This is a genomic window from bacterium SCSIO 12643 (assembly GCA_024398135.1).
Taxonomy (GTDB): domain Bacteria; phylum Bacteroidota; class Bacteroidia; order Flavobacteriales_G; family Salibacteraceae; genus CAJXZP01.
In genome coordinates, this window is sequence record CP073750.1 from 2,655,207 (window position 1) to 2,680,287 (window position 25,081).

Below are 25,081 nucleotides of genomic sequence, written 5' to 3' on the forward strand. Positions count from 1 at the left end.
AAAATTTACATATTAAAATTATGATGGAAGCTAAATTGCAATTGATTTTTACTCCAGGCATCTGTGGTTTGATTCATAATACCAAATTGAACTTTCATTCCTTTTTTAATCACGTATCCTAATGCACTGTAGAAACGATTTCGATCAAAGAACTCCACACTTTTACCATCACCGATATTGCGTTGTCCGTTAATGAAAAGTTCATTGTAAAGTGCCAGATATACCGTTTTTGCATCCATATTGGCTTTATTTAGAGGAACATTTAAAAATAAGTTGTAACGATATCTGGTTCTAAAATCCTGATCTTCTACAAACCTTTGTTCGTATCTAAATCTATGATTGGTGTAAAATCTTTTTCCAAATTGTTTTGGAAAAAGAGCTTCCTGATAAATTCGACTTTCTTGAGTGGTAGAATTATCATCTCCAAAAGCACCTGTAGTGATATTACCATAACCTAATGTAAACAAGATATCTGTATTGCTAGGTTTGTAGGTAACCCCACCACGAATTAAGAGTTGTTCTAAATCTCCTCCCAGATCCCAATTACGATACTGGATATCACCTTGAACGCCCCAATTGCTTTCTTTAAATGATCCTTTAAAGAAATACATATACCACGCACCGGTTTGACTCTGATCGAATTGTGCGGTTGCAAATTGAGAAATACTTAATTGGAAGAAAACGAAAGCTAATACGAATTTTAGTTTCATATAATAATTTGTGTTGTTAAAGAAATTGATGTTCAAATGTATAAAATCGAAATCAGGTTTTAGGGAGGGTTTTACCTCTTCTTTATAAAGAATCGCTTTTAAAAACCATTAATTTTTCACGGGTCATTTCGTGAATAGAATAAGGTATTCCGCCCATACCAATTCCAGATGAGTCACGCCCGCCAAATGGCATCCAATCTACTCTAAATGCGGTGTGATCGTTTACCATTACGGCTGTGGCATTGAGTTTTTTCACGGTATCCAATGCGGTGTCAATATTTTGGGTATACACGGCTGCCTGAAAATGAACGTCCAGACTATTGGCTTGTTGAATAGCTATTTCGCGATCATGATAACTATAAATACAGATCACCGGACCAAAAACTTCGAATTGAGAAACTCTGGCATCTTCAGGTGGATTTAATAAAATGGTAGGTTCATAACAGGTATCAGAAATTCGCTTACCACCACATTTTAATATTGCTCCTGACTCCACAGCTTCGTTGACCCATTCTTCCACACGGTTTACTTCTTTAGGCAGAATTAAAGGGCCTACTTCAGTATCATGATCTAATGGATTACCTACCTTGAGTTTTAATGCCATTTGAGTCAATTCTTCAGCTACGTGATCAAAGATTTCTTCATGGACAAATACACGTTGAACGGAAACACAAACCTGACCGGCATGATAAAAACCACCTTTAACCAATGCGGGAAGCATGTCTTTTAATGAAGCATCTTTTTCAACGATGACTGGTGCTGATCCGCCATGTTCCAAAGCACATCTTGTACCCGGATGAATTTTTGAACGTAAATACCACCCTACTTTTGCGGAACCGATGAATGAAAAATAATTGACACGTGGATCCGTAACCAATTGTTCTGCAATTTCGTTTTCGCATATTACACATTGGCACCAACCTTCTGGTAATCCTGCTTCTTCGAGAATGTTCACAAAAGCTAAACAGGAGAGAGGGGTGGTTAAAGCTGGTTTGATAATCACTGGACATCCCGCAGCAATAGCGGTAACAGTTTGATGAATAATGAGATTGAGAGGATGATTAAACGCACTAATGGCCGCAACGACTCCAATAGGTTCTCTAGTGGTAAAAGCCAGTCTTTTTTCTGAAGCTTCGGTTAAGCCCATTGGAATTTGCTCTCCTTTAATTTGGCTAATATGAGCAGCCGCAAGTTTAACACCATTGATGGCGCGTAAAACTTCAACCCTGGTATCCGCATGGGGTTTTCCACCTTCTTGAGTAGCTATATGTACGAGTTCATTCATTTTAGTTTTCATAAGTTCTGCAACTCTTTCTAAAATGGCTATTCTGCGGTGTGGCGGAATATGTTTTTCCGGGTTTTGAAATAATTGATATGCTGTGGTCAAAGCATGTTCAATAACATCTTTTCCCACAAGTGGTAATTCTTGAATCAACTTTTGATCGAAAGGTGATAGTACTTTTAAAGTTGTTTGATTTTCTGTCATTGTAGTTGCTTTGTCAATTTTGATATGTCTATGCCTGGACTACTTTGGTATATCCTGTCCCAATTCGTTTATTTAAATCATTTAAAGATGTGAAAATCCAAACACCAGTATGCCCGGTTCCTTTTGGGGACATGATAACTTCACTAAATAAAAAGCCGGTTTCTAATTCAATAATGCATTTTTCCCATTCTCTGTTTTTACTGGAAAAACTGTTGGTATATTGATAAACAGCTGTGATTTGTTTGCCTATAATATTGCTGGCATTTCTATGAATACGTGACTCGGAAGAAGATTTTACTGGAAAAATTGATCTTTGATTTGGATTAGGAGATTCATGTAGAATCAGTTTCTCATCTCCATTATAAGGGATGTCAAAAATCTCCCCAGACTCTAAAATCACTTCACTAAAACTTTCTTCTAACGAAATACTCCCTTCATAATCGACTGATTTGATTTCAAATCTGATGTCATGAATCTTTTTTCCTACAAGCTCTTTTAGTTCCATCTTACTTATTGTTTTTCACCAGTTACCTGATGATTCTCGTATACTTCAACCGCTGTTTTGAGTAGGCTGATAAAACCAATTCCAAGCACAATCAAACCGAATGAAAGTTCTTCCAATTTCTCATTTGGAGCAGCAAAATATCCGAAAAGGCCAACGCTCAAAGCAAAAAGTGACATCATAGCAATAATAAGAATGCTGATTTTCCCCCATTGGGGGTTCTCCCAAATTTTCTTTTCAAAAGCCATAGAAGTTTTATTGGAATCTTGAAGTGTGGAAAAACTAATTCCAATTCCCAAGAATACGAGCATTTTATTAATGCTTGATAATAAAAATTCAGGAGCGTTTGTGAGATTGTCCAGACCAATAATGTATGGCTGAGTCATATAATAAACCGCAGCAAAAAGTACAGGGTATTGAAGGTAGCTGATATAGTGAAAAATGAGTTTGAAGTTCATTTCTTCGTGTGAAATTTTGAATGTTGTTAAGAAATACCAAATGTAACAAGTTGATCTCTGAAGACCATAGAGATTGTAGAGTTTAGTATGCCTAGGCGCGATATTCGCTGATTTCAAACAAATGCCCATCAGGATCCTTGAAAAAACATCTTGTTTCTGCTCCTCTTGCAATTGGAGGCGTGATGAATTGGATGCCTTTGTTTTTCAGGATTTCATATGATTGAATACAATCTTTGACACGAATCGTAAAAGCATGACTTACCAGGTTAGGTTGCACAGGAGGAATAAAGTGAGTGTCGGGTTTATCTTCGGTAGGACCTCCTGAAGTGACCAGCAATAACCAGTTGTTTAAGAATTTAAGAACCAAAGAATCGCCTCCATACTCTCTGAAAATTTCGGCACCCAGTTGATCTACATAAAATGTTTTGGATTTGGACATATCCGAAACCACAAGTATTGTGGTGAGTGCTGAATCTTCGAAAGGATTTTGTATCGCCATTGTTTTAGAGATTAATAATATTCATAATCATATCGTTTGGAGGCTCCGGAAGCCAATGTTTTTATCGCAAATTTTGGATAGCTTTTGGAGTCATATTCATACGAAATGGATTGGCTGTAATCATTCACATTATTTTGATCCCAACTTTTTATTTGTGTAGAACTACGGTGACAACAGTTTCCATCTGAATGCGTGTTATATTCCGCGATTTTGTTGTTCTTGGTGACTTCAATTCTATAAAATAAACTGTTGTCATTTAGAAATTTGCGTTGCGTGTAGCTATCGTTATCATCGGTATATTCTATGGTTTCATAACTCGTAAGCGTATTGTTGTCCCAGGTATAGTTCTCCATTCGGGTTAATTTCGAACAACTATTTTTCATTCGAAGCTGGTATCCTAAATACGTAATAGAGTCTGGATCGACATTTGGTTTTAATCTGGTTTTGCCATATAGATCTTTCCTTGAAGTTAAGTTTTGAAGTGTAGGGTATTCTACGGAGTAAGATTCTAATACCGAATGGAGGTAGTTGAACTCTTTTATAGTATCCTGAATGTATTGGAATACGGATTCACTTTTCAGGTAATTGTTTTGATCGTATGATTGAATCGATGTGATTCTGTTTTGAGGATCATAAGTATAGTGTTTTTCATAGGAGTTAGCCGGAAATTGAGCATCTATATGTATTACCTTTTTTAAAAGTTGAACATCAATGACCTGGGGAGGAGTGATGACTTCGTCTTTCTTTGAACAACCAGGTAAAATGAATATAAACAGGAAGAGATAAAAAGACTTCATAACACATGTTTAGCAAAGTAATCCGGTGCTAAAGATATGAAAATTATTTCTCAATAGGCTGTAAGCCTTGAGGTTGAAGTGTTGTTTAGATCATGGGTATGACTTGCCTTTATAAGTGGCATTTGAAACAAATGCAAGAGCGGGTTATTGCAAATCAATGTTGAGTTGTCGGCCTTCTTGTTCAGCTTTTTTATCCATTTGGGTTCCAACGGCAATCCCAATTCCCAATCCGATGGGTAAGCCAATTCCTAGAAAAGCCATATTGCCCATACTGGTTCCGAAAGCCACTCCAATTGGAATTCCAAAAGCAGCCATTCCAATTGCTAACCAAATCATTTTGTAATGGTTTTTGGGAACTAGTTTCAATTCCTTTTCCAGAAGTTTTACAATCTGGGATTGTTTTTTTTGAATCGTCATTTTAAGACTTTTTCCTGAATCAGAGGAGTTGTTTATAATCTCTACCTCAGAATTAATGGCTGTAATCACATGCTCGGGTAACTCTTTTGTGTGGAGTATTTGTAGTAGGTTTTGGAGTTTGGTATAAGCTTCAAATGAAGAGTCTTCTGAATTGAGGTTTTCTTTACGGAGTTCTGCTAGTTTCATTTTATTGGTTTACGGATGAGATCAAAAATAAGCTTTGGGGTACGCTATTTATTAAGAATACCCATATATTCTATCCACGGGCCTACCTCAGATTTATATTGTTTGGCCATGACACGAGATATCTGGGCAATGTGTCCTAAATCGTGAACCACCCATGAAGATATGAGTTGAGCTAATGTGACTTGACCAAAAGCCGGATGAATCCCAACTCTGGAATAATCACTCCGCTGAATATTTAATGATTTTAATTCTTGAAGATTCTGATTCCGAATCGATCGGAACTCATCGATTAAAATTGAAATGGGCCGATTTTGATCTTCATTTTGTTGTGCAAAACGGTCAAAAGGTTCGAATAATTTGTCTTCGGAATCTCTTAATATGATTTTGATTCGCGTCATCCAATCGGTTTTTTCACCGTAGACTAAATGGCCTGCAATGTCATACGGACTCCAGGTATTTTCTCCTTCGTTGTGTCTTAACCAATCTTCCGAAATTTGGTTGAGATAAGCATCCAGAATATCCGGTGTTCGTTCTAAAACTTCTATGGATTGCCCCAGTGAAAACTTCATCATTTGTACGTGTTTTTATGAATTGTAGTACAAGGTACATCTTTTGGGATTTTTGGGAAAAACATTTGTGATGATCAGTTCCAATCGGTGTATAAATGGATCGACAACCAATCACTGTTTTTTTCTGTAGCTTGAAACATTAGAAAATCCCCGCGTGGTGATTTTAACTCCAGTGTTATTGGGAGAGGTCCGTATATTATACTATCCGGTACTGGTCTATAACCGCTCATATGATAAGTCCAACTCAATCCATTTTCGGCCGAATCAATATGGGTGATAAATTGATATTCTCTGTTTTCAAGTAGTTGAGGTAATTCACTTTTAGGAATCTCGAATTGTGTTTTTGCCCAGTCATCTAAATGAATCAAATGCGCTGCAAATCCGGGATAGGTGTAAAAGTCAATGTTTTGAGTAGATGAGGGAAGCCAGATACCATGATGGAGCCAGATGGAGACGCGATTATCACCTTTATAGATAGTAAAATAAAATATGGTAAATAAGACGAGTAGGAGAGAAGTGACTTTTAATAAAGCTCTGGTTTTTAGCATAAGAAGTTGATTAATAGCTGTATTAACTTGAAGTAGGGAAATCTATTGTTTTAGTGGATATGGATTATTTCATGATCCTGGGTCGCTCCGAGTTCCGAATAAAAAGCTGGCAATTTTCAATTGCGGTGCTTTTTTGTGGTTTTATGCCTCATTCAACTAAAGTTGGTTTGGTATAAAGGTCAAATAGAGGTTTTTAATTTTATATGTGTTGATTGAGAATAGGATTATTTCATGATCCTGGGTTGCCCCGAATTCCGAATAAAAAGCTGGCAATTTTCAATTGCTGTGCCTTTTGTGATTTTATGCCTCATTCAACTAAAGTTGATTCGGTATAAAACACAAAAAGCCTACTGCTATGCAGTAAGCTTTTTATTCTTAGTGATCGCGCCAGGATTCGAACCTGGGACCGTCTGCTTAGAAGGCAGATGCTCTATCCAGCTGAGCTACGCGACCATACCGACCTGTTATGCGGTCAAAAAAAAAGTCAACAAACGTTGACCTTTTTGTCGGGGTGGCAGGATTCGAACCTGCGACCTCCTCGTCCCAAACGAGGCGCGATAACCGGGCTACGCTACACCCCGAAGTAAAGTCACAATTGACGTTGATTCTAACATGCTAACCCGTATTAGCACTCATCAATTTGTCATGTGAAGAACTTTGTTCCCTTAAGGGAGCGCAAATGTATGCTTTTGGTTTAATATGACAAGCGTTTAAATAAAAAAAGTTGATTTTTTTATTCGATTTTTTATCTGGTTAAAGTCGCTGATCAAAAGACTATTCTATGGTATAAGCTGTGCATGCATTTCCAACAATTTGAACTGGTGTAGGTTGGCTCGTGAAAAGTGTGTCAAAAATAACAGAAGACAATTGTCTGATTTCCCAAAATTGTAAAGTGTAAAAACCTGCAGATTGATCGGTGAATTTAAGATGCGCACATGCTGTATTACAATCCGGAAATTTCTGTTGACATTGTTGGTTGAGATTTCCGATGAACTGACCGTTGATTTCCAGAGTCAAATAAGTACTTCCTCCAACTAAGCTTCTGGTGGTAATAAAATGAAGTCCACCATTATAAATACAACTACCATCATCCGTTAATGCTTCAGGATCGTAGTTGAGTGCATCAGGGTCAGTGCAACCCTTATATTCACAAGAACCATCATCCTTTTCGGCTTCATAGCTGAAATTTGAAGCCTTGGGATCTGTGCATCCTTTTGGCTTACATGATGAAAAAGTGATTACTAAACTTAGAATAATATATAATGTAACTTTCATTCCGATAGATAAAATGAAGTGTTTAAACACTGTTAACGAATTTAACGGATTATTTATGGAATCTCAAATAATCTTTGGGAATGGAGTCCGTTCAAATATTATCTTCGCATACGAACATCGTATCCCATGTCAGATTTAATCAGTAAACAAAATATTCGTGAATTTTCAAAACTAGAGTGGTTTGCACGTCAAGCTGTGGAAGGATTTATCACTGGATTACATAAAAGTCCGTTTCACGGTTTTTCGGTGGAGTTTGCTGAGCACCGACATTATAATCCGGGTGATTCTACACGACACATTGATTGGAAATTGTACGCCCGAACGGATAAGCATTTTGTGAAACGTTATGAGGAAGAAACCAATCTGAGATGTCAGATTATCATTGACCATTCTACCTCAATGTATTTTCCGGAGAATAAAGTCAATGGGGAGAATAAAATGAGTTTTTCTGTACACGCAGCCGCAGCATTGATGCATTTGTTTAGTAGTCAGAGAGATGCCGTTGGGTTAAGTTTGTTTTCTGACCAGGTGGATACACATATTCCTCCTAAACTGAGTATGTCTCATATGAGTAGAGTATACCATCAGTTGGAATTGTTATTGGATGAAAAACCGAATCAAACCAAAACCAACGTTGCCAGTGCTTTACATGAAATCGCAGATCGTATTCACCAGCGTTCGCTGATTATATTGTTTAGTGATATGTTGGATGGGGTAGGGACGGACTTACAGCCATTATTTAATGCGTTGCAACATCTGAAGTATAATAAGCATGAAGTCGTGGTATTCCACGTAACAGATCGCTCTAAAGAGATTGATTTCAATTACGAAAACCGCCCTTATTCATTTATAGATATGGAAACAGGTGATGAGGTAAAATTAAATCCTTCTCAGATTCGTGAGCATTATCAAAACAGTGCGAAAGCACATGAGCAAGAAGTGAAACTCAAGTGTACGCAATATGGAATTGACTTTGTAAAATCAGATATTGCAGATGGGTATGATCAAATACTTCGTGCGTATTTAGCTAAACGAAATAGAATCAAATAACTACTCGTTTACTTCCAGTTTAAATCCAACCCCGTGAACATTACTAATGTTAATTTGAGGGTCTTCAGTTAAGTATTTTCTCAGTTTGGTGATAAACACGTCCATACTACGCCCCAGGAAGTAATCATCGCTCCCCCAAATGATTCTTAAAATAGAGTTACGTTGTAAAACTTCTCCTTTGTGAATACATAGCAAACGGAGCAATGCAGCCTCTTTTTTAGTTAACTTCCGTTCGTTGTTTTGGAAACTTAAAATTTGATCCGGATAATTGAATGTGTACTGACCTAAGGTGTAAACATCTTTTTGATGAGTTTCATTTTGAACTTTATTGATCCGATTCAATAAGTTCTTAATTCTTAAGTCTAGCTCATCAATAGAGAAGGGTTTGGTGATATAATCATCTACACCAATAGTCAAACCTTCAATTTTATCTTCTTCTTGCGAACGTGCGGTTAAGAAGAAAATGGGCACTTCTTCATTGATTGTTTTAATTTCTTTAGCCAAAGTGAAACCATCCTTTTTAGGCATCATCACATCAATTAAACAGATATTGAATTTTGATGCATGAAATAATTCATATCCTTCAACTCCATCCTTGGCCCAGACGACATGATAGCCTTTGTCTTCAAGTCCTTCTTGAGTTACAAAACCTAAATTTTCATCGTCTTCTACAAGTAATATGGATATATCTGCATTAAAATTCATTATTGAACAAGTTTAAATGTGAGTACAAAAGTAGAGCCTTCCCCAGGTTGGCTTTTGAGTTTTATTTTACCGTGATGTTTGTGGACCAAAAGGTACACGTAATTTAAGCCAATACCAAATCCTTTCACATCATGAAGGTTACCGGTTGGCACCCGATAAAATTTTTCGAATATATATGGTTGATATTCAGAATCAATCCCCAGCCCCTTATCAGAAATGGAAATAGATATTTCTTCTGCCGTACTTTGAGTAGCTATTGAAATGTTTAACTCATCCGGGGAGTATTTAATTGCGTTATCGATCAAATTACTGAAAATATTCTTCAAATGTTCCTCATCTCCCAAAATCATATCGTTCGCAGCATCAAATTGCGTCTGAATAATTCCGGATTTAGATTCGATGTTCACTTTAAATACCTCAATGATACGTTGCAAAACTTCATGAATATGAAGAGGCTGGTTCTTGATATTGACCTTTTCTTTTTCAATAGTAGCGGCTTGGAGAATGCGTTCTACCTGTTCTTTCAAACGTTGATTCTCAGATTGAATGATGCTAACATACTTGGCCAGTTTATCTGGTTTTTCACAAATGTTGTCTTTGGCCAGAGCATTTACTGAAATAGAAATCGTAGAGATAGGTGTTTTAAATTCATGGGTCATATTATTAATGAAATCGGTTTTCATATCACTCACCCTACGCTGCTTGAGCATTTGTGAAATAATAAACCCAAAAAACAAAATGACCACAATCAGAATAATGGATGAGTAAATCCAGAATTCCATATGATAGAAGATTCCACTTGAATGCCCAGGGAAATAGACACTAAAATAGTGTCCCTGATCTTTATTCCATTTGAGATTTGGAATGGGGTCTTTTTTCTTTTTGGAATCAAACTTTACGTTTTGACAATAGACCACGGAATCTGAGAAACAATCATAGATGTTGAAAATAAAATCCTCGTTAATCGAAGCTTGTTTAAATTCAATTTCTAATAAGGACTCAATCAAATATGGATCTGAAATGTAGTGAATCTTCACTACGTAAAAGTTCGGTTTTTTCTGATCAATAGGATTGAGCGTAATAGAGCTATCCCCAGAAGCTTTTTTAAGATTGTCCAAGGTACGTAGCAATGATTGCGTGACATTGTAAGAGAATTGCTTTTCCTCTAATTCATAGGCTTTTTTGACCCAGGAAACCTGAGTAATCACCAAAGCAATGAGCAGCAGAGTTGCTAAAACAATGATATTTCGAATGAAATTCCTTTTCATTAAATAAAAATGGAATCTCGAAAATAGGGAAACGAAAGACTTTACCCTACTTATTTACAAATTTTGGGAAAAATTTAGTAATTCCGGCAAAGATTAATGCGTAAAAAAGAGATAGGAATGTCAAAAATGCGGTAGTTATGATCGACCAGTTTCCCGGAACATAGATCAATTCAGCCATAGCACCGAAGTTCTCAATGGCAGCATCAATGGTTTCTTGCGATTCGTTATTTGCTGTAAGGGATTCCATAATTTCATAGCGTCTTTCTTCTACGAAGACTTCTAAAAAGTGAGGATGAATCAACTTGTAGAAAACATAAGTCAAGATGCCCGTTCCGAAAGCAAAATAAGCACCACCTTGAGCGGCTCCTTTAAAGTCCATGACAAAATCAAAAGTCTCATCTGAATTATGTCTTTGGGAATACATGTTGTAGTATACCGAAACTATTGTTAATAGAGACAAATAAGACCAGGTATAACTCCAGTCAATTCCAAGAGATTCCAGTGATAATCTACAGATAAAGGCGATAAGAATAAACCCTAAAAGTGTATAATGATTACTTTTTGTCATGGCGCAATATTAGCGAATTTTGAAAGATTGAGAGTCTTTTTTCTGGTGATATTAGACTTGCTGTTTTATTGAATCAGATTGACGTATTACCTTTAAAATTAGGGGTATTCCCCTATTGTAATCTTTGACCAAACACTGTTTATTTGTTTTGTAATTCAATCAATGAATGAAACCTGTTATACGAAATATCACATCTAAACAACTTTTTAGCTTTTTGATCCTGGTCATGTTAGCCGGATTTGTGATTCAATACATCAGTTCTGTTATTGAAATCAACAATCAAACTTTGTTTATGGATATCACTCTTGGAGTATTGGCTTTTTTTGCTGGAGTGAAATTTGTGAGTGAACAGTTTTAGTACTTATAAACTAATTGTTCTTCCCACCCTGATAGATTTATACGAAGTTCTTTAGTATCCGGAGTTTGCAATGATTTTAAATCAAAACGTAGGTTCTGTGTCACAATTGAACGACAACGGTCGTCATTACCATTGTGATGTAATGTCAATTGAATTTGTTTTCCTATTTCTCCTTCGGAATACGCATTGTTAAATAGCATTTCAAATTGATGCTCGCGACATCCACCTCCATAGGTCAAAGTCAGCCAAAGTTGCCCATCTTCAATAGTGGCCTTTTGAACCTGATAAGGATCACCAATATTTTTCATGTCATTGCTTTCGTCAATTTTGATGGGTAACAATGAGGTGATTTTTCTAGGTTCGTCCACGGTGAGTTCCTGATCTTCCTTTGGAGTACTTTGTGGACCGTCCGCTGTAGTATTATCTATTGTAGACTGCTTTGCTTTGCATCCAACGAAAACTAAAAGGAGCAGAGCGATATATATAGTTTTTTGCATGGTTTCAGATTTTAAGAATTCATATCATTAAGAAGTTCCTGATATTGCTTCATCTCATCACGAAGTCTGGCTGCTTCGATAAAATCAAGTGCTTTAGAAGCTTTAAGCATTTTACTTTTTGTGGTAGCAATCGCTTTCTCTAACTGGGAATGTGTCATGTATTTTACCACCGGATCAGCCGCCACGGAAACATTTTCATTTTCTACATAAGCATCTGATGTTCCCGGGTTGAAACTAGCTACGGCTGTTTGCCCCATAATAGTTTCTGTAGAACGTTTGATTTGTTTAGGGGTGATGCCGTGTTTCTCATTATACGCCAATTGTTTTGCACGTCTGTGATTCGTAGTATCAATGGTACGTTGCATAGAACCAGTTATCTTATCTGCGTACATGATTACTTTACCATTCACATTACGTGCAGCACGTCCTGCGGTTTGCGTCATAGAGGTTTCGGATCTTAAGAAACCTTCTTTATCTGCATCCAGAATAGCGACTAATCCAACCTCTGGCAAATCGAGACCTTCTCTAAGAAGGTTAATTCCAACCAAAACATCAAACTTACCCAATCTTAGATCTCTAAGTATTTCAACACGTTCCAACGTATCTACTTCAGAATGAATGTAACGGCACTTCACGCCATTTTTGATCAAATATTTAGAGAGTTCCTCACTCATTCTTTTGGTCAATGTAGTCACCAGTACACGTTCATCAATTTCGGCTCTTTGACGAATTTCCTCCAACAGATCATCCACCTGAGTGGCGACCGGACGGATTTCAATGATCGGATCGACTAATCCCGTTGGGCGAATGACCTGTTCTACAAATACCCCACCTGTTTTTTGTAATTCATAATCCGCGGGTGTCGCACTGACATAGATAGTTTGTCTTTGTATTCCCTCGAATTCTTCGAATTTCAATGGACGATTATCCATTGCCGAAGGAAGTCTGAAACCAAATTCTACCAGATTCATTTTCCTGGATCGATCCCCACCATACATGGCACGAACTTGAGATACGGTTACATGACTTTCATCAATCATCATTAAATAATCATCCGGAAAGTAATCCAGTAAGCAGAAAGGTCTGGTACCTGGATCACGTCCGTCAAAATATCTGGAATAATTTTCAATACCGGAACAATAGCCTAGTTCACGAATCATTTCTAAATCATAACTCACACGTTCTTCCAGTCTTTTGGCTTCCATCGGCATACCATTTTCATTAAAATAGTCCACCTGTTTTTGCATATCCTCCGCAATGGTTACTTGTGCTTTTTGGATGGTATCTTTGGATGTGACAAAAATGTTGGCCGGGAAGATTCGTACTTCATCAAGAGCTTCAATTTTATCTCCACTAATTGGATTGATGAGATGAATTTCCTCAATTTCATCACCCCAGAAAATAATTTTATATCCATAATCGGCATAAGCCGGGAAAATATCCACAGCATCACCAATAACTCTAAAATTACCACGTTCGAAATCGGCAGTTGTTCTGGAATACAAAGCATCCACAAAACGATGCAGGACTTTATTTCGGTTGATCGTTTGACCCACTTTGAGCTCAATAATATTGGCATTAAAATCCTGCGGATTTCCAATACCATAAATACACGAAACAGAAGAGACAATAATGACATCTCTTCGTCCGGAGAGTAGGGCAGACGTGGCCGAAAGTCTTAACTTTTCGATTTCATCATTGATCGTCAAATCCTTTTCGATATACGTTCCGGATGTTGGGATATACGCTTCAGGCTGATAGTAATCATAATAAGAAACGAAATACTCCACAGCATTTTCCGGGAAGAATTGTTTAAACTCTCCATAGAGTTGTGCCGCCAATGTTTTATTGTGACAAAGAACCAATGTAGGGCGTCCTGTTTCCTGAATTACATTGGCCATAGTAAATGTTTTACCTGAACCTGTAACTCCTAATAAAACCTGACTTTCTTCGCCATTTTCAATCCCTTCAACCAACTGTGCAATCGCTTCCGGCTGATCTCCGGTTGGCTTAAAATCCGATGTGAGTTTAAATTCCAATTGATGTGTTTTTGCGCAGGTAAATGTATGGATTTTTACTTGGTTAAACACCTGGTTAATTCAACCTCTCTGAATTAATTTTAATGCTTTGGTTTTATTGATTAGGGTTCCGTTTCGTTTCCCTGCAAAGTCTTTTGCTGATGAGAATTCCCATTTTTCATCATGATTAACTAATCCTGCTTTGGTAGGGTTCGCATGGATATAGTCAAAACAAATTTGAGGGTATTCTGTTTTAACATGAGGGATGTGAATTAAAGTAGATCCATTTTCAATATAATATGGTGGAGAGGTAATTATTGAACAATCTAAACAAGAAGCTTTGGTTTTTGCACGAAACAGGGAGCCACTCCAATCATTCTGTTTATTAATTGCTCTGGTATAAGATCGAAGTAAGATAGCAATAGATTGATTTAAAGTTCTGGTTTTACCCATCAGATGACTGTCAGTCACCTGATGGGTAAAACCATTTTCATCAACGACAAGTTCGACATTATTTATGTATACCATTACGTGAAAGTGATTTGACATTAAGCACCAGGCTAAGATATCTGTATATGGTAAAATATATGTTTTCAATTTACCTAAGAAGAAATGATAATTTTCTTTTTTGAAAAATATTTTCTGACGATTATTACCATGGTTATAGATATGATACATATGTCCTTTTTCGAAATGCATAGGATTAAGATTAGGTATTAGCTATTAGGATTATAGAAGTATAAAAGTACGATTTTTAATTTGACTTTGATTCGGAAGAAAAGGACACAAAAAAAGCGAGGTAGAACCTCGCTTTAAAATATTGTAAATAAGAAATGGTTTAACCCATCGTATGATAGACATTCATTACGTCATCATCTTCTTCCAAACGTTCTAAAAGTTTATCCACTTCTTGTTCTTCTTCTTCACTTAATTTTTTGGTTGTCGTTGGGATGCGCTCATATCCAGATTCAATGATTTCTAGAGATTTATTTTCCAATTCTCTCTGGATAGAACCAAAGCTTTCGAATGGGCCGTAAATCATGATGGTAGGTTCTTTACCTTCTTCCGCGTCTTCGGCAAATAACTCTTCGATTCCGGCATCTATCAATTCAAATTCCAATTCTTCTACATCATGATCAGCTAAAGGAATTTTGAAATGACATTTACGCTCAAACATAAACTCTACAGAACCTGTAGTCCCTAAATTTCCATTGAATTTGGTGAATGCGGCACGTACATTCGCTACGGTACGGTTGTTATTATCAGTTGCTGCTTCAATCATGATGGCGATTCCATGAGGAGCATAACCTTCAAACGTAACCTCCTTATAGTTACTGGTATCTTTATCTTTTGCTTTTTTGATGGCGCGATCTACAATATCCTTAGGCATATTCGCTGCCTTTGCATTTTGCATGACCGCACGAAGTCTTGCATTTGATTCTGGTTCAGGTCCGCCTTCTTTAATTGCAATTACAATGTCTTTTCCAATTCGAGAAAACGTTTTCGCCATTTTGGACCAACGTTTCAATTTTCTTGCTTTCCTAAATTCAAATGCTCTTCCCATTCTTTACAAATTTTGTGGGGCGAATTTAGTGAAAAATATGTTTTGATCTTAGAAGATGTATTCCCAATTTTTCTAGAATTGGAAGTATATAAAAGGTTGCATATCGCTGGATACAACTTGATACAAGATGATTACGACTACAAATGAAATAACTACCTGAACCGGGGTTGAAGCATTTACAAATGCGTTTTTATACCAGGTTTTAAACGATGAGGGTAACCAGTGCACGATATAACCAAAAATCATCACCGCAAAGACTTTCCAAAATGCAATCGCTGCATCAGGAATAATCTCAGGAGTGAAATTGTGTTGAATTTGATGAATCAACTGTGATGCTTTTTCGAAGGATTCAGAACGGAACCAAATTCGCGTAAATGTGATGAAGTTGAATGTCAGGAAAATGGCCCAGGCACGTTTGTACCAGGTGTTTTTACTTTCCCACGGACTGATTTTTCTCCATAGTTTGTACACGACTATCCCGACCCCATTTAGCCCTCCCCAAACCACAAAGTTCCAGCTGGCACCATGCCACAGACCTCCAATCAACATGGTCAACATGACATTGATATTGGTAATCAACCAGTTCTTAAATACCGGGATAAATCGAGCAAGAAGAATAGCGATACCCACAGTTAAAATGAGTCCAATAAGTACAAAGATGGAGCCTGAAATCAAACTGATAAAACCAAAGGAAATTCCTAACATAATAAAGGTAAACAGGGATCCTCCACGATTTCCTCCCATTGGAATATAGAGATAATCTTTTAACCATGTAGATAATGAAATGTGCCAACGTCTCCAGAAGTTTCCTGCACTATCCGCTTTGTATGGAGAGTTGAAATTGACAGGAAGTCTAAAACCCATTAAGAGTGCAACTCCAATGGCGATATCCGTATAACCTGAAAAATCGGCATATACTTGAAGCGAATAACCATACAGAGCCATTAATCCTTCAAATCCGGTGTAGCCTAGAGGATTACTGAAAATTCGATCATTGAAGTTTGTAGCAATATAATCTGCTAAAAATATTTTTTTGATGAGTCCATTTAGAATCCAGAAAACGGCAATTCCAAATTGTTCTCTGGTGAGTTTATATTCTTGATAAAGTTGCGGAATAAAGTCTGCCGCACGAACAATGGGACCAGCTACCAGCTGCGGGAAGAATGAAACATAAAATCCAAAGTCCAGAATATTTTTAACCGGTTTAACTTCTCCACGATAGATATCAATGGAGTAACTCATGGTTTGGAACGTAAAGAATGAGATTCCTACCGGAAGTAAAATGGAATCTGCTCTGAAGTTGCTACCAAAGATCTGATTGGTCATGTACGCAAAATGATTGGTCACTTCAAAGTTGGTCCCGAATGCATTATTGATAGAATCTGTAAAGAAATAGGCATATTTGAAATACACCAACATGAATAAATTGAGGAATATACTCAGTGCCAACCAACTTTTCTTACGCCAGCCGGAATTATTTTCATGGATTTTAAAACCAATGAAATAATCGGAAATAGTAGAGAAGAGAAGTATGGAAATAAATGCTTGAGAAGTTGTCCAGTAGAAAAATAAACTCACTGCAAAAAGCCAGGCATTACGAATAGATTTATTTTGATAAATCAATGAGAAAACGCCCATCACAATGGCGAAGAATACCCAAAATTCCAAACGCATAAAAACCAGAGGTTGAAGCATGAAAGTGGAGAATTGCTCCCACAACTCTGAGATATTCATATTTTCAAGCATTAATTTTTTGTTGAGATTGTTGGTGTGTAATATTTATGTGCCAGATGATCTCCATATGCATCTCTAAAAGCGATGAAAAGAAGGTCTGCATTCAGATGGTATCCTTTTTTGGTGAAATGGACTTTATCTCTCTGAGCTAAACCTGCGCGTTCCCACAAACGAATTGAATTCAAACCACCCATAATCTCAAAAAGATCCCAATAAGCACCATTTGATTCCTTCGCCAGGTTCCACATGGCTTTTTGTACTTTAAAAATATTTTGATTTGGATATCTTCTCTTGTAGTAACTGTCGTTATTGGTCATGAATAGGAACTGTACATTTGGATTTACTGCGCGGAACATTGCCATTAAGTCTCGGTAGTTTTGTTCGTATTCATCTTGATGGAATTGATCTGTAGGCACGTAGGAATCATTGATCCCAATTCCAAAAATCACCAGATCAGGAACGTTACTTTCCAATTGTGGTTGGAAATACTGACATCTTAAGTAAGCCGGAACTGATGCCCCATTGACTCCAATAGCATTGTAAGTAAGTCCGTTGTCATTGTTTTCCAGACGAATGCCTTGCAGAACAAAGTATTCTTGCAAACTGTCTGTTTTATGTGTTTCAAATAGTAACGTATCATAAGATTGTGCCAATTCGAAAGTGGTCATCCCAGTAATAGAGTCAGTATAACTGGTGTCCACCAATATTGAGCTATCCAATCGAATGCTATAAGATTCAGGAGTTGCCAGATGATAGATACGAACTTTGTTGAACCAATAAGTGTCATGGTTGTCGTCTACGGTATACAATTTTGTGAAAGTCAACGTATCATGCGTAGTAGCAGTGATCCCTGAAAGTCCCCAGGGACAATGATTCTTTTTTAAAGCATTTCGACAACCATCCCAATCACCAGTAAAGGTAGCTTTATAGTTCCCTGGGTTATTTGTATGTGCCATACGATATGGAAAGATGAAACCGCGTTCGCCTTTGATACCATCAGCCATAGAGAATAAATTCTCACGCATTCTTCCGGAAAGCATTCCTGCCTGAACATGCGAACCTCCAATGTGAATGATGTTCAGTTTACCTTTTCCGTAGGTGATTAAGGTGTCCAGTTTGTCAAAGAAATCATGAAATCCATTGGTGTCTCCCGGGAATTGAAGTTGATTGATTTCGTCATTGATGAAGCTATAGCTTTCAATTTCTTCACTTGGGTTTAATCTGGGAGATGGAACAAATGTGGGGTCACGATGTACTTTCCCGGATTGCGTAAATAACACGATCGTGAAAAGCATTACCGGAACCAGTAATTTAAAAGGGATGTATGGTCTCTTTGATTTACTGTGCATTTGTTGTATCTGTTGTAATAATTGTGTCGTTTGTTGCTTCGTTTGGCGTAGCTGGAGTTTTGGAAAGCGCCCATTGTTCTTTTTCGTACCAGAAAGCTTTCATAAAGAGTTCCGAAACTTTTCTTGTTCCCAAATTATTAAAATGGGTATAGTCTTTACCTGCCAGAGGTTTTTCCGCTTCTACCCAACTAATCATAGAATTCTTGCCTCCCATTACTTCGTATAAATCCCAGTATCCTGCACCCACTTCAAATGAAACCTTTTGAAGTGCATCACGTACCGATTCCAGATATGGGTATGTTGTGAACTCACCATCAATTTTGGTAGACATATCTGATGGCCCGATCACGATGAATGGTATGTTTGGATTCAATGTCATAAGATACTTGATCTGTGACCTAAACCAATTTGCGTACCGAACTGCTTTTTCTTCGGATTCAATATATGGAACGGAATTCCCTCCAAACTGAAGAATCATCAATTGAATTGGCTGTGCTGCCATGTATTGACTCAGTTGCGTATGATCCAATCGTTTAAATAGTGTTCCCGAGCTACCACGTAGGCCGATATTATCTACGGTTACTCCGTAATTACCTTCAAAAGAGAAAGCATAAAATTCAGGGCTGGTCTTGGCCAAAAACTCAAACTTTAGTTTTTCCGGAGCCTGATCAAAATGCCACTTCATGGTACCAAAACCTTCATTAGCGGCAATAATTTCTGATTTGGTAACGCTGTCGTTAATAATTGTTTTAGTAATAAATGCCTGTGGATTATGTCCATAAAACAATGTAACATTCGTATACTTTCTGGTATTAAAATAGGTCATTCGAGATGGTTCGAATTGTACCCAGGCAGTTTGTGTTTCCGTAAGATTAGTATCAGTAGGATAAGTGAACATTCCGAATCCACATAATGGACCATATCTTTTGTGATGAATATTGGTGTCAACTTTTCCAAATAAAGTAAAGCGATTCCAGTTTTCAGAATTGGTTTGTTTAATGGATGCGTTTGGTACACCTTCAACGGCCGGGATCAGCCCGGCTCCAATACCTCCATATGCTTTTTGAAGTTCATTACGAATGATTCCGGTAATACGATCTCCTTCAATTTGGGAATCACCGTAATGCATGATTCGTACTTTTCCTTTTTTAGTGTTTTTGGTTTTTTCTAAAGCTTCAAAAAGCGGGAACATGCTTCTTCTATCATTTTCGCTCCATTGAATTCTGGATAGTTCTTGTCTTCGAATCAAACGGGCACGTTCAATAGAATCTTTAATCGCAGTAGAATCGATTTCGACTTCCAGTTCTTCCAAAAAAGCCTCAACATCTTCGATTTTTTCTATTGGTTCTACGTTAGCAGTATCCGTTTCGAATGAAGCAAATTTGAGCTTGTAATCATCGTAGATTGCGATTCCGTCTTTAGGGAAAAACCAGGCTGTGATCAGCGATAACAGACCAACACTTAACAGAAAAAGTAATGTTTGATATGGTTTCATACGCAATTAAAACGTTACGGACAAATATGAAAAAAAACTGAAATGACTGTGCATGTTTGCGAATAAGTTGCTCACACTTATCTATTAATGAAATATCAATCCGGATATTGTTTACGGTTTGTAAATTTTGAGTTTCATTCCCGGACTAATTTTATCCGTACACCCATTCCATTCCATGATGTTTTGTGCGGATACACCCGGGAATTTTTTTGCGATTAACCACAGGGACTCACCATTTTTAACGGTATAGATTTGAGGTGTTCCTTTTCCCGGTTTTGCGGGTTTCGGCTTGACATTTATTTTATTATCTGCAGTTTCTTTAGGAAGGTCCGTAGTTTGATTTTTTGGAACATATAAAACTAGTTTCTGGCCGATATTGATTCGATCAGATTTTAAATGATTCCATTGTTTGATTTGACTCACTTTTACATGATTCCGTTGCGCAATTTTACCTAATACGTCACCAGATTTTACGGTATATGTCACTGCCTTATATTTGGTTAAATCTGGAATCCCACTTTCCATTCTTTTACGTAATTCTTCAAGTTCTTTTTTCTTCCGAATTTCTTCTTCTTTTTGAAAAGCAAGGAAAGCATCATATTTCTGATGAAATAAATCTGCTTTTTCTTTTGGAAGATATAACGGATATTGATTTCCCGGTAAAGCTTTTTTACCAATCAAAACCGGATTCATCATTTCTATTTGAGCCATTGGAATATCCATAAATTGACTAATCGTAGAAAAATCCAAAGTATCTGTTGGAATAACTTCCATCCAGTAAGATTCAGGAACAGACATAAGATGATCAGGTGTTTTGAAATGCGTAAGCCAATTGCTCCATGCTTTTAGGTAGGAAAAATAACCTTGAATTTCCGGTGATAACTGTTCGAAAAATAAAGATGGATTGACTGTGTCCAGTTGGGCAATATGTTTATTGACAAATGGCACTGAAGTGTAAAATGCGGTAATTACTAAAAAGTCATTATTCAGGTAATATTCGTTTAGAAATTGAATGTGCTTTGCAGCAGCGTCACTGGATTTTTCAATGTCATTACGTTCATCAATGAATTGATCAATTCGAAGTCCATACCTACGTGCAGTTACATAAGAGATTTGCCAAGGACCGGATTTGTCTTTTAAATATTTAAGTGATGGATTGTCTCCACTTATGGTGAGTGGCAGTAAAGTGTACTCATCGCCAAGTTTATAAGTTCTAAGTGCTTTTTGATAATGTGGGAGTGCATGATGATATGTTTCTAAGAAACTATAAAGCTTGTCACATTCCTGAGCCAGGAATAAAGCCAGAAATTCTTCTTCATATTGTGGATTGAGCGGTAATGAATCCAGAAATGCAAAGGATGGAATTTGAGTATTGGAAAGTAGAGGAGGGCAGTTATTTTTTTGATCAATGGATTTATGCGGAATTGCAGAGGTATATTCTTTGTGTGCTTTAATTATGGGTTGCACACGACTGACTGCAAAATCTTGCGTCCAGCCAGAAATAAGAATAAAAAGAAATCCTAAAAGAAATGTGTATTTCATGAATTATAGTTGCCTTACAAAAGTATGCAGGGAAGTAATTCAGAAAAGGGATGTTGAAAACTGGGGAAAAGTCTTTTCTTCTCCCCAGTTGGTTTTAAATGAATGTATTATTCAACGATTTCAATAGTTTTTGAATCGATTCCTGCGGTGTAGAAAAAGCCTAATGCCAATACTTCATCTTCACCCTGTTTGTATACGTTACCTCTGATCTCCGCAGGTGGAGAAGCAAATGGACTTCCGGCTCCAAACAACTGTTGCTGAATAAGAGTTAGGTACTTTAAGTATCGTGCAGATATTTTAAGTTGTTCAATTGTAACAAATACCTGATTTGTTGGACTAGAAGCTTTGTAATTAACATATTGATCTTCTGACATTCCAAAAACATCCAAATCTGTAACATCCTGTCCGTCTACAAAACGATCGTCAGCAAAGAATAGATCATCAGATTCGAATTGATAATAGTCATTTACATAAGACTTCCATTGATAGTTGTCACCAGCTCCTGCAGGCTCTTGTGTGTTTATTTTAACAAGTATTTCACCTCCTTGTGGACCGGGGCCACCTGGACTTTCGTTATATTCATACCATATGGTGTCAATTGGCACAGGAGTTTCCATAATTTCTGAGGCAGATATATACCTTGAACCATCACTTAATGTGATATCGATTTGATAGTCTTTTCCTTCAATACCCTTATATTGAAGTTCAAAACGTTTGTCTACCTGATTGAAACTATAAGTGCCAGCTTCAGTTCCATCTTCTAATAAAATAACCTTGGCATTTTGGTGTACGCTATAATCAGGAACCTGATTTGAGAAATAGTTTTCCAGGTTACTTAATCTGACGTATTGCATGGTGTTGAGATTGGATAGGTAGCCATCTACAACTAAAACTGGTTTCGGATCATCCAATTTAAGATCAATGGTCTCATTACATGAAGTAATGGTCACGATCGCAAACAATAAAATGATATATAATTTGAGTTTCATGATTTCAATAATTAAAATTTGAAGTTATAGGTGACAAATGGAACCGGAATTCCGATGATAGATAGTTGCTTCGCTTCCGTTTGTGTTGGATTGTTTTCACTTTGTGTGAAGTAGATCGAATATGGGTTTTTGCGACCATAAACGTTATACAATCCGAATGCTATCGATGAGCGCCACGACTTTTTACCCGTTTTGAATGCATAAGTTGCAGAGAGATCTAAACGGTGTGTATTTGGAATTCTAGAAGCATTTCTTGTACGGTAATCCGGAAGGATTTTACCATCCCATACATAACCACCATTTGGATACGTAGCAGGTCTTCCCGTCATGAAAATAAAGTTACCTGAAAGCTTCCATCTGTCTGTAAGCTCATACATTCCCACAATCGTTAAATCATGTGTTTTATCCCAATTGGTAGGATATGGATTTCCTTCGTTAATTCCGTTGGCCACTTCTGTATAGTCTCCTGCTACAAAACCATCCACTTCCATTGTGGTTCTGGATAACGTGTAAGCAATCCATCCGGTTAATAAACCTTTTTTCTTGCTTAACATTAATTCTAAACCATAAGATGTACCATCGCCAGAAAGTAATTCGGTTTCGATATTATCGTTGAGGAGTAATTCCGCACCATTTCTATAATCAACTAAGTCTCTCATACTCTTGTAGTACACTTCAGCAGAAAGCTCATAAGTATTCGATTTGAAGTTTCTGAAATAACCTACTACGTATTGATCTGCTGTAGCAGGGTCTACATAGTATCCGGCAGGCTTCCAAATATCAATAGGGGTTGCTGCGGTCGTATTACTAATCAAGTGCATGTACTGACGTGTACGTTGATAGCTGGCTTTAAGAGATTGTTTTTCATTAAGAATGTAATTCACTCCCAATCTAGGTTCAAGTCCACCATATTGGGCAACGACATCTCCTTTTTCGTAACGTTTAGTGTCAATAATATCATCTTTTGTGGTTGGAACACCGTGCTCATAGATGTTAAGATCATACGGTCCCATATTGAAGTAATGGGTATAACGCAGTCCATATTGGAGTTTTAGTTTCTTCGTTACCTCATGTTCGGAACCTGCATAAATACTTGGCATACGCGCGGTTTCTTTTTGAACCGTAATGGTGTTGAAGTTTGAATTGTCACTTAATCCTTTTACTGTACCAGGGTAGAACTCGTAGTTTTGATACTCTGCACCAAAATCTAAAGTGATTTTTGGCGAAGCGAAATAAGTAAAAGCCAATTTACCTTCAGCAGTTACAATCCGAGAATTCCATTCGAAAGCTGACGCTCCAGAAGGTACCCCTAATGCGTATCCGTAATCAGAATAAACTCCGGTGACATTCATAAACAATTTGTCATTTACGATATGATTCCATCTGACACTACCTGTGGAATTACCCCATTTCATGTTGAAGTCATCACCAAATCCAAAAACATCCTTACCGAAGTATCCCGAAGCAAAAACACGGTTTTTATCGTTGATCTTCCAACTGATTTTGGCATTTAAATCATAGAAAAATGCTTTGTTGTCTTTAAAGTCGTTGGTGAGTTTTAAGAACAAATCCGCATAAGAACGTCTTCCCGAAACCAGGAAAGACACTTTGTCCTTTACTAAAGGTCCCTCTAACGTCAAACGACTAAATAGTAGTCCGATACCGCCAGTTCCTGAAAACTTTTTATCGTTTCCGTCTCTTTGACGTACATCCATTACAGAGGAAAGACGCCCGCCATATTTAGAAGGGATCCCCCCTTTATATAGCGTCACATCTTTAATCGCATCAGGATTGAAAACGGAGAAGAAACCAAATAAATGTGAAGAGTTGTAAACCGGAGCTTCATCCAGTAAGATGAGGTTCTGATCAATATTTCCTCCACGAACGTTAAATCCGGAAGCTCCTTCACCCACGCTGGTTACACCAGGACGAAGTTGAATAGATTTGATGACATCAGCTTCTCCCAAAAGTTGTGGGATGTCTTTAATAGTGGAAATGCTCAATTTCTCGACACTCATCTGAACGTCTGTTACATTTTGATCTTCCTTGGTAGCTGAGATAACAAATTCTTCTAATACCTGATCGGATGAGGTTAATGTGAAATTAAGTGTTTTAGATTGGTCCATTTGAAAAGAATCCACGAAGGTTTGATACCCCACAAATGAGACTTCAAATGTGTAAAAACCCGGGTCAACAGTTAAGGAATAAAACCCATAAACATTGGTGACAGCACCAGTACCGAGTTGTTTGACTTTGATCGTAGCTCCAATAAGATCTTCACCGGTAGAAGCGTCTCTTACATAGCCGCTTAAGGTTGGTTTACCGGGATTTTTTTGAGCAATTAGTAAATGAGATGTCCCTATTAACAGGAGAGTTAAAAAGGCTCGAAATATGTTTTTCATTTTAGTGTGAAAAATGTTGATTGAATGATGCGCAAATTTGCGGAATAATCATCATATAAAATTGTGAAATGTGTTAAACGGTTGATACCATAATT

25 protein-coding genes and 2 tRNA genes are annotated in these 25,081 nt (G+C 37.2%); 2 read left to right on the forward strand and 25 right to left on the reverse strand.

Annotation, left to right across the window (positions count from 1 at the left end; all coding sequences use genetic code 11):
* Nucleotides 1-5: 5 nt before the first annotated feature.
* The 12 genes from KFE94_11405 to KFE94_11460 all read right to left on the reverse strand — a co-directional run bounded on the left by KFE94_11405 (nucleotide 6) and on the right by KFE94_11460 (nucleotide 7,447).
* Complete coding sequence (locus tag KFE94_11405; protein ID UTW65266.1) at nucleotides 6-710, reverse strand: DUF2490 domain-containing protein; 705 nt, start codon at nucleotides 708-710, stop codon at nucleotides 6-8.
* Between the two features lie 82 nt (nucleotides 711-792).
* A complete protein-coding gene (locus KFE94_11410; protein ID UTW65267.1) occupies nucleotides 793-2,196 on the reverse strand; it encodes an aldehyde dehydrogenase family protein in 1,404 nt (467 codons plus the stop codon).
* 28 nt (nucleotides 2,197-2,224) lie between these two features.
* On the reverse strand, nucleotides 2,225-2,701 hold the full coding sequence (locus KFE94_11415) for a hypothetical protein (GenBank protein ID UTW65268.1): 477 nt from the start codon (nucleotides 2,699-2,701) through the stop codon (nucleotides 2,225-2,227).
* Nucleotides 2,702-2,706: 5 nt separating this feature from the next.
* On the reverse strand, nucleotides 2,707-3,156 hold the full coding sequence (locus KFE94_11420; protein ID UTW65269.1) for a hypothetical protein: 450 nt from the start codon (nucleotides 3,154-3,156) through the stop codon (nucleotides 2,707-2,709).
* A 91-nt stretch (nucleotides 3,157-3,247) separates the two neighbouring features.
* Entirely contained in the window at nucleotides 3,248-3,655 is a 408-nt protein-coding gene (locus tag KFE94_11425; GenBank protein UTW65270.1) for a VOC family protein, read from the reverse strand.
* An 11-nt stretch (nucleotides 3,656-3,666) separates the two neighbouring features.
* Entirely contained in the window at nucleotides 3,667-4,452 is a 786-nt protein-coding gene (locus KFE94_11430; protein ID UTW65271.1) for a hypothetical protein, read from the reverse strand.
* A gap of 144 nt (nucleotides 4,453-4,596) precedes the next feature.
* On the reverse strand, nucleotides 4,597-4,935 hold the full coding sequence (locus KFE94_11435; protein ID UTW68263.1) for a hypothetical protein: 339 nt from the start codon (nucleotides 4,933-4,935) through the stop codon (nucleotides 4,597-4,599).
* Nucleotides 4,936-5,099: 164 nt separating this feature from the next.
* The gene (locus KFE94_11440; protein ID UTW68264.1) at nucleotides 5,100-5,624 is read right to left on the reverse strand and encodes a DinB family protein; all 525 of its coding nucleotides are present in this window, start codon (nucleotides 5,622-5,624) and stop codon (nucleotides 5,100-5,102) included.
* 74 nt (nucleotides 5,625-5,698) lie between these two features.
* Entirely contained in the window at nucleotides 5,699-6,172 is a 474-nt protein-coding gene (locus tag KFE94_11445; GenBank protein UTW65272.1) for a hypothetical protein, read from the reverse strand.
* Nucleotides 6,173-6,551: 379 nt separating this feature from the next.
* Nucleotides 6,552-6,625 (reverse strand) — tRNA-Arg (locus KFE94_11450).
* 53 nt (nucleotides 6,626-6,678) lie between these two features.
* A tRNA-Pro gene (locus KFE94_11455) sits at nucleotides 6,679-6,753 on the reverse strand.
* Between the two features lie 193 nt (nucleotides 6,754-6,946).
* The gene (locus KFE94_11460; GenBank protein ID UTW65273.1) at nucleotides 6,947-7,447 is read right to left on the reverse strand and encodes a hypothetical protein; all 501 of its coding nucleotides are present in this window, start codon (nucleotides 7,445-7,447) and stop codon (nucleotides 6,947-6,949) included.
* A gap of 126 nt (nucleotides 7,448-7,573) precedes the next feature.
* Here KFE94_11460 and KFE94_11465 point away from each other — a divergent pair, with 126 nt between their 5' ends.
* The gene (locus KFE94_11465; GenBank protein UTW65274.1) at nucleotides 7,574-8,497 is read left to right on the forward strand and encodes a DUF58 domain-containing protein; all 924 of its coding nucleotides are present in this window, start codon (nucleotides 7,574-7,576) and stop codon (nucleotides 8,495-8,497) included.
* Here KFE94_11465 and KFE94_11470 read toward each other — a convergent pair whose 3' ends face one another.
* From KFE94_11470 to KFE94_11480, 3 genes are read right to left on the reverse strand one after another with little or no spacing between them, the layout of a single operon-like run.
* Nucleotides 8,498-9,202: a response regulator transcription factor gene (locus KFE94_11470; GenBank protein ID UTW65275.1), complete on the reverse strand. Its 705-nt coding sequence runs from the start codon at nucleotides 9,200-9,202 to the stop codon at nucleotides 8,498-8,500.
* Nucleotides 9,202-10,470, reverse strand: coding sequence for a HAMP domain-containing histidine kinase (locus KFE94_11475; GenBank protein ID UTW65276.1), 1,269 nt, complete (start codon nucleotides 10,468-10,470; stop codon nucleotides 9,202-9,204). The genes KFE94_11470 and KFE94_11475 overlap by 1 nt, the downstream gene beginning before the upstream one ends.
* A 46-nt stretch (nucleotides 10,471-10,516) precedes the next feature.
* Nucleotides 10,517-11,038 (reverse strand): DUF4199 family protein, encoded by a 522-nt coding sequence (locus KFE94_11480; protein UTW65277.1) that lies wholly within the window; start codon nucleotides 11,036-11,038, stop codon nucleotides 10,517-10,519.
* 166 nt (nucleotides 11,039-11,204) lie between these two features.
* Here KFE94_11480 and KFE94_11485 point away from each other — a divergent pair, with 166 nt between their 5' ends.
* Entirely contained in the window at nucleotides 11,205-11,396 is a 192-nt protein-coding gene (locus KFE94_11485; GenBank protein UTW65278.1) for a hypothetical protein, read from the forward strand.
* On the opposite strand, the gene KFE94_11490 is transcribed toward KFE94_11485, so the two are convergent.
* The 10 genes from KFE94_11490 to KFE94_11535 all read right to left on the reverse strand — a co-directional run bounded on the left by KFE94_11490 (nucleotide 11,393) and on the right by KFE94_11535 (nucleotide 24,977).
* On the reverse strand, nucleotides 11,393-11,893 hold the full coding sequence (locus tag KFE94_11490; GenBank protein UTW65279.1) for a hypothetical protein: 501 nt from the start codon (nucleotides 11,891-11,893) through the stop codon (nucleotides 11,393-11,395). The two genes, KFE94_11485 and KFE94_11490, sit on opposite strands and share 4 nt — an antisense overlap.
* Before the next feature lie 11 nt (nucleotides 11,894-11,904).
* Entirely contained in the window at nucleotides 11,905-13,932 is a 2,028-nt protein-coding gene (uvrB, locus tag KFE94_11495; protein UTW65280.1) for an excinuclease ABC subunit UvrB, read from the reverse strand.
* 60 nt (nucleotides 13,933-13,992) lie between these two features.
* Nucleotides 13,993-14,610 carry a hypothetical protein gene (locus KFE94_11500; GenBank protein ID UTW65281.1) on the reverse strand — a complete coding sequence of 206 codons (618 nt, stop codon included), beginning with the start codon at nucleotides 14,608-14,610 and terminating at the stop codon, nucleotides 13,993-13,995.
* A 139-nt stretch (nucleotides 14,611-14,749) separates the two neighbouring features.
* Nucleotides 14,750-15,475: a YebC/PmpR family DNA-binding transcriptional regulator gene (locus KFE94_11505; protein UTW65282.1), complete on the reverse strand. Its 726-nt coding sequence runs from the start codon at nucleotides 15,473-15,475 to the stop codon at nucleotides 14,750-14,752.
* 72 nt (nucleotides 15,476-15,547) lie between these two features.
* Complete coding sequence (locus KFE94_11510) at nucleotides 15,548-17,170, reverse strand: MBOAT family protein (GenBank protein UTW68265.1); 1,623 nt, start codon at nucleotides 17,168-17,170, stop codon at nucleotides 15,548-15,550.
* Nucleotides 17,171-17,220: 50 nt separating this feature from the next.
* Entirely contained in the window at nucleotides 17,221-18,558 is a 1,338-nt protein-coding gene (locus KFE94_11515) for a hypothetical protein (protein ID UTW65283.1), read from the reverse strand.
* Complete coding sequence (locus tag KFE94_11520; protein UTW65284.1) at nucleotides 18,548-20,053, reverse strand: hypothetical protein; 1,506 nt, start codon at nucleotides 20,051-20,053, stop codon at nucleotides 18,548-18,550. Before KFE94_11520 ends, KFE94_11515 begins: the two co-directional genes overlap by 11 nt.
* A 111-nt stretch (nucleotides 20,054-20,164) precedes the next feature.
* Nucleotides 20,165-21,595 carry a LysM peptidoglycan-binding domain-containing protein gene (locus KFE94_11525; GenBank protein UTW65285.1) on the reverse strand — a complete coding sequence of 477 codons (1,431 nt, stop codon included), beginning with the start codon at nucleotides 21,593-21,595 and terminating at the stop codon, nucleotides 20,165-20,167.
* A gap of 107 nt (nucleotides 21,596-21,702) precedes the next feature.
* Nucleotides 21,703-22,584, reverse strand: coding sequence for a DUF4249 domain-containing protein (locus tag KFE94_11530; GenBank protein ID UTW65286.1), 882 nt, complete (start codon nucleotides 22,582-22,584; stop codon nucleotides 21,703-21,705).
* An 11-nt stretch (nucleotides 22,585-22,595) separates the two neighbouring features.
* On the reverse strand, nucleotides 22,596-24,977 hold the full coding sequence (locus KFE94_11535) for a TonB-dependent receptor (GenBank protein ID UTW68266.1): 2,382 nt from the start codon (nucleotides 24,975-24,977) through the stop codon (nucleotides 22,596-22,598).
* Nucleotides 24,978-25,081 lie beyond the last annotated feature (104 nt).